This window comes from Variovorax sp. 01T439_2, from assembly GCF_056398445.1.
This window is the reverse complement of sequence record NZ_JBFTPJ010000679.1, coordinates 1-3270: the sequence shown is the minus strand read 5'-3', so window position 1 is coordinate 3270 and position 3270 is coordinate 1. Positions and strand designations below refer to the sequence as shown.

Sequence of the window (3270 nt, the reverse complement as noted above, 5' to 3'; positions counted from 1 at the left end):
GAGCCATAGCGGTCCGTCGGCTTGAAGTTGTAGACCGAGTGCGTGCCCACCAGCTCCTTGGTGCTCACGATGGCGTCGCGCAGCGCCAGGCGGAACTGCGGCGTGCCGGGTTCGGCCTTGGTGGCGAGTGCGCGCTGGGCCGCGTCGAGGTACAGCAGCCACGCGTCGAAGGTGTAGGCCGAGAAGGCATCGGTCGGCGGTGCGCCGTTGGCCTTCTGGTAGGCCGCGCGGAAGTCCATCGACACCTTGCGGATCGGGTTTTCGCTCGGCAGCTGCTCGGCCACGATCACCGGGCCGGTGGGCGCCAGCAGGCCTTCGACCGAGGCACCGCCCAGGCGCACGAAGTCCGGGTTGATGAGCGCGTGCATGCCGTAGATCTGGCCCTTGTAGCCGCGCTCCGCGAGCGCCAGGTAGGGCAGCGCGCCGGGCGTGCCCGAGGTGCCGGTGATCACCGCGTCGGGCCGCAGCGCCACGATCTTGAGCACCTGGCCGGTCACCGACGAATCGGCGCGCGCATAGCGCTCGTTCGAGACGATCTTGATGCCCGCGGGCTCCGCGCTCTTTTGCAGCGCGTCGTACACCAGGTCGCCCCAGGCGTCGGAAAAGCCGATGTAGCCGACCGTCTTCACGCCCGATTTCTTCATGCGCTCGACCACCGCGCTCACCATCAGCGGCGCGGGCTGCGGCAGCGTGACCATCCAGGCGCCCTCCTCGCCCGGCAGGTTGGCGTTGGCGATCGAGATCAGCGGCGTCTTCGTCTCGCGGGCCACGCCGGCAATGGCCAGCGCGCCGGGCGAGCCGGCCGTGCCGATGATCACGTCGACCTTGTCCTCGTCGATCATCTTGCGGGCGTTGCGCGCGGCCGTGGAGGGGTCGGACGCATCGTCGAGCTGAACCAGCTGGATCTTGCGGCCGCCGATGTCGGCCTTGTAGGCGATCGCGGCCTTCATGCCCTTTTCGTAGGGAATGCCGAGCGACGACACCGGCCCCGACAGCGACGTGATGAAGCCGACCTTGAGATCGGCCGCCCACGCGCCCGCGGCGCTCAGCGCGCCAAAGGCCGCGGCAATGCCCGCGACGGCACGGAATCTGTTCAGGACTTTCATGGCAATGCTCCAGAGGTGATGGATGAACGAGAAGAACGCTGAATGACTGTCAGAGAGCGAGGCTGCCGACGCTGGTGCCGCCGCAGACGTAGAGCACCTGGCCCGTGATGAAGCTGCTGTCGGGGTCGGCAAAGAACCGCACGGCGCGTGCCACGTCGGCCGATTCGCCAAGGCGCTTGACGGGCACGGAGGCGGCGAGTGCGCGCTCCTTCTCGCTGCCGGCCTCGACCACGTCGTAGAACATGTCGGTGCGGATCGGGCCCGGCGCCACCACGTTCACGGTGATGCCGTCCGCGGCAAGTTCGAGCGCCCAGGTGCGTGCCATGCCCAGCATGCCGGCCTTGGTCGCGGAGTAGCTGGTGCGCGTGGCCAGGCCGAGCGCGGCGCGCGACGACAGCAGCACCACGCGGCCGAAGCGCTGTGCGCGCATCGCGGGCAATGCGCCCTGCACCAGCTGGATCGCGGAGGCCAGGTGCAGGTCGACCAGCGCATCGAGATCGTCGAGCTTCACGTCGGGCAGCAACGCCGCGCGGATCACGCCGGCGTTGTGGACGATGGTGGTGGGCGCAAAGCGATCGACCAGTTCGCGCACGGCTTCGCCGGTGGCGGCGCGGTCGGCCAGGTCGACTTCGAGGCTGTGCAGCTTCGGGTGATCGATCTCGGCCTTGCGGCGTGCGAGCGAGATCACTTCGTAGCCCTGTGCAAGCAGGTCTTCGCAGATCGCCTTGCCGATGCCGGCGCTGCCGCCGGTGACTGCAGCTACCTTGTTCATGCGCGCTCTCCCCGTCTTGCTCCCTCTCCCGCTCGCGGGAGAGGGTTGGGGTGAGGGTGCCTCCCGCGGCCTCCGCAGGCCCCCTCATCCCCCGCCTTCTCCCGCACGCGGGAGAAGGAGCCAAAGCCAAAACCGCAGTGGCGAGTCATAGCGAAGCTCCCACCAAAGCCAGCACCCGCAGCGGGCTGCCGCTGCCCTTCTCGATCTTGAGCGGCGGGCAGATCAGCACCGCGCCCGAGGGCGGCAGCAGGTCGAGGTTGCTCAGGCACTGCAGCCCGTAGCGCCCTGCCCCGTGCATGTAGTAGTGGCACGGATACGGCGGGCGCAGGTGGTAGCCCTGCCCTGCATCGGTGCCGATGGCTTCCGAGCCGAAGCCCAGCACGTCGCGCTGCTCGACCAGGAAGCGCACGGCCTCGGTGCTCGGGCCTGGCGTGTGCTGGCCTGTTTCGTCGAAGTTCTGATACGCCTCGGGGTCGCTGCGCTTGGACCAGTCGGTGCGCATCAACACCCATGCGCCCTTCGGAATGCGGCCATGCGCCGCCTCGTAGCGCTCGATGTCGGCCACGCTCAGCAGGTAGTCGTCGTTCGCCTGCACGTCGGCCGAGCAATCGATCACGCAGGCCGGCGCCACGAAGTGCTGCACCGGAATCGTGTCGACCGAGTTGTTCGGCAGGTCGCGGCCGGAAATCCAGTGGATCGGCGCATCGAAGTGCGTGCCGGTGTGCTCGCCGCAAGAGAAGTTGTTCCAGTACCAGCCCGGGCCGCGCTCGTCGTACTTCGACACTTCCTCGATGCGGAAGGGCCAGCACTGGCCCATCTCGGGCGGCAAGGCGATCTGCGGAAACTCGGGCGTGAGCGTCTGCGTGAGATCGATCACGCGGATGCGGCCGCTGGCCATCGCGGTCACGAGGCCGCCGAGGATTTCGGCGGCGGACATCAGTTCGGTTGTCGTGGTCATTCGTGTGGCTCCTGTTCTCAGCCGCCTGCGGCCAGTTCCCGCTCGAGCACCTTGGGGTTGTCGCGCCAGCGCTCCAGCCACTCCTGCGCCACGTCGCCCGGATACACGTCCTCGACGCCGTCGCGCAGCGCCTTGACGATGGCATTGGCCAGCGCGGTGGGCGCGAGCTTCGGCGGCGGTGTGTGCTGGTTCCACTCGTCGTCGATGGGGCCGGGAAACACGTTGATCACGCGGATGCCGGCGGGCCGCATCTCGGCGCGCAGGCACTGCGCAAGCGAATGCGCGGCCGCCTTCGAGGCGCTGAAGGTGCCGTGCGGCGGGAAGTTGCTGAGCGCGTAGATCGACAGCAGGTTGACCCAGGCCGTGGCGCCCGTCGCGCCGTCGGCCGAGCGGCCCTTGAGCGCGGGGCCGAACTCCTGCGCAAGGCGCAGCAG

Annotated in this window: 4 protein-coding genes; all 4 read right to left on the bottom strand. The window is 68.7% G+C overall.

Annotation, left to right across the window (positions count from 1 at the left end; genetic code table 11):
- Positions 1-1106: ABC transporter substrate-binding protein (locus tag AC1DOC_RS25750; protein WP_478130762.1), on the bottom strand; the 1106-nt coding region annotated here is incomplete at its 3' end.
- A gap of 49 nt (positions 1107-1155) precedes the next feature.
- Entirely contained in the window at positions 1156-1878 is a 723-nt protein-coding gene (locus tag AC1DOC_RS25745) for an SDR family NAD(P)-dependent oxidoreductase (RefSeq protein WP_478080037.1), read from the bottom strand.
- Between the two features lie 145 nt (positions 1879-2023).
- Positions 2024-2836 (bottom strand): cyclase family protein, encoded by an 813-nt coding sequence (locus tag AC1DOC_RS25740; protein WP_436299775.1) that lies wholly within the window; start codon positions 2834-2836, stop codon positions 2024-2026.
- A 17-nt stretch (positions 2837-2853) separates the two neighbouring features.
- A partial coding sequence (locus AC1DOC_RS25735; RefSeq protein WP_478130761.1) for an SDR family NAD(P)-dependent oxidoreductase occupies positions 2854-3270 on the bottom strand: 417 nt, incomplete at its 5' end.

Bases quoted from the DNA above. Each gene is read 5' to 3' on its own strand.
- AC1DOC_RS25745 (WP_478080037.1), bottom strand. From the start codon at position 1,878: ATGAACAAGGTAGCTGCAGTCACCGGCGGCAGCGCCGGCATCGGCAAG.
- AC1DOC_RS25740 (WP_436299775.1), bottom strand. From the start codon at position 2,836: ATGACCACGACAACCGAACTGATGTCCGCCGCCGAAATCCTCGGCGGC.